The organism is Pontimicrobium sp. MEBiC01747 (genome assembly GCF_053601635.1).
This window is the reverse complement of sequence record NZ_JBSHNS010000184.1, coordinates 1-995: the sequence shown is the minus strand read 5'-3', so window position 1 is coordinate 995 and position 995 is coordinate 1. Positions and strand designations below refer to the sequence as shown.

The following is a 995-nucleotide window of genomic DNA, read 5'->3' as shown; positions in this document are numbered from 1 at the left end:
GACCAATCGTTTAGAGAAAATCTATTATATCCCAGAACCTGCAAGTATTAAAACCTCGCAACTCAATGATTTTGTAGTAGATTTAGAACATCAAGTATTTGTAATTGCCGATGAAGATATTGCTCGTGGTGGTAATGGTAGTCAAGGAGCTTTGGTCATTGTCGATATGAAAACAGGCAAAACACGACGCGTTTTGGAAGGACATCGCAGCACAAAAGCAGATGTTAAAAGTCCGATTATTATAAATGGAGCTACAATGAGTATTATAAAAGAAGGACAGCAAGTTCCTATTTTTGTTGGTGCAGATGGTATCACATTAGACCATAAAAATGAATGGTTGTATTACGCACCTTTAAGTGGTCATAAATTATATCGAATTAGGATGACGGATTTGTTGAATGAGTCATTTTCTGATGCAGACTTAGATTCAAAAATTGAAATATACAGTAACAAGCCCAATAATGGTGGGCTATCAATTGATAAAGAAAATAACATCTATTTCACTAATATTGAAAGTAAAAGTATTGGGAAAGTTGCTGCAAAAACCAAAGAATATTCGATAGTTGCGAGTAACGATAAGATGTTATGGCCAGATGGTATTAGCTATAATAAAGATGGGTATATGTATGTTTCGGCAGCACAGGTGTATTTGGGAGCGCCTTTCAATAAAGGAGTAGATAAAACAAAAGCCCCTTTTTATATTTTTAGATTTAAACCTAGTGTTGAAGGTATTTTTGGACGGTAGTTACTTATATGAATTTTTCTATAGAACAGTTAATACATTACAATAAATAATTACATTTGATATGTATTCAATCAAAATATTTAATATATGGAAAAGATGAAAAAAGCAAGTGATAGTTATAAGAGAATTTTTTCAATAATACTATTGGGTATTTTCTTTACAAGTGTAATGTCTTGCAATGATGTCAAAAAAGAAAATAAAGTTGCTACTGAGAAAGAAGTAACTATTCCCATAAAAGAAATACATAAGT

The 995-nt window shown here is 31.7% G+C and carries 1 protein-coding gene; it reads left to right on the top strand.

The features are described 5' to 3' along the window. Positions 1-745 (top strand): L-dopachrome tautomerase-related protein (locus ACVC2P_RS05885; RefSeq protein WP_452597547.1); only part of this gene is annotated, 745 nt, incomplete at its 5' end. Positions 746-995 lie beyond the last annotated feature (250 nt).